We start from the raw sequence: 1,067 nt of genomic DNA on the forward strand, positions 1-1,067 counted from the left end.
CTTCTGTTTTCTTTAACGCCCACTACAGATAAACGGGCAAGAAAAAAGAGCCTTACGATAGATAAACCGTTGGCTCTTCTTTCTTGTTTGCTTCTTCAATTTTCCGCAGTGCTAAACCCATGTTAAAAACAATGGCTTCCAATTCCTCAACCTTCTTTTCTAGCTTTTCGTGATCTTTTTTCAATACAAACATGCTGCACCGCCTTAATTGTATATTTGCTCGCGCTCTCGTCGCCGTGTACGCCCTGTTTCCTCTAGGAAGGCCCTTAGCCTTGCCTGACCGTCTAAAACCTTCCTGTGTGCCCGTTTCGCGCCAATTTCATCATTCATTTTTTCGAATGTGGCAAGCTCTCTTTTGTTGTTCCTTATATTGCGTTCTAACGCCCTCTGTTTTTGGCTTTCTTTGTATGCTTTTTCGTTCCGCTCTGCATTAACAGGATGATAACGTTGTTCTGAAATGCCTGGAATGTAGGGATACTGAACATGGCCGCAGTTAATACCAAACAATCCGTCCGGTTCGCCCTTACTTGTGCTGGATAGCGCCGGATATTTCGGATCATTGCCGCTCCTGCTGAATATCCTGCCTTGATACGGGGCGCATTTGGGCCGTGCCCCTACGTGTGAGCTGATTTCTACCAAGTCCACGCCGTAACTATCAAACCTTGAGTCCTGCATTTCGTTAGCAACGTTGTTACCCATTGTTCGAATGACCGTATAAGCGTAACCTTCCGCATACCTTCGTTTGCCGTCTGCTGTTATTAATGCCGGTATTCCCTTTTGCGCCCAATCTTGCACGGTGCTTCTCAGGGCTTGTTGTGGCGTTTTTAGTCCACTGATAACCCCTGCGACTGTCTGAGTCAGTATGTCACGATACACTACCTGGCTTTGAGTCAGCATTGTCGAATTGACAAGGTTATAAATATCGGTTGCCTGCCTTGCGAATGCGTCTAGTATCTGCCATATGGCCGGATCTTGTTTGACTGGCAGTGCTGCCATAAGGGGAATACCTTGAGCTATCGCCTTTTGAAGTACCGCCTCATTCGCTTCTATGCCTTCCATGCCAATGT

Annotated in this window: 2 protein-coding genes; both read right to left on the reverse strand. The window is 46.6% G+C overall.

Annotated elements, in window-relative coordinates; all coding sequences use genetic code 11:
- Positions 1-52: 52 nt before the first annotated feature.
- Positions 53-193, reverse strand: coding sequence for a hypothetical protein (locus ACFU5K_RS32030; protein WP_161792664.1), 141 nt, complete (start codon positions 191-193; stop codon positions 53-55).
- An 11-nt stretch (positions 194-204) separates the two neighbouring features.
- On the reverse strand, positions 205-1,067 hold an 863-nt coding region (locus tag ACFU5K_RS32035; RefSeq protein WP_384068299.1), incomplete at its 5' end, for a phage minor capsid protein.

It is taken from the genome of Streptomyces sp. NPDC057428 (assembly GCF_042803195.1).
Taxonomy (GTDB): domain Bacteria; phylum Actinomycetota; class Actinomycetes; order Streptomycetales; family Streptomycetaceae; genus Streptomyces.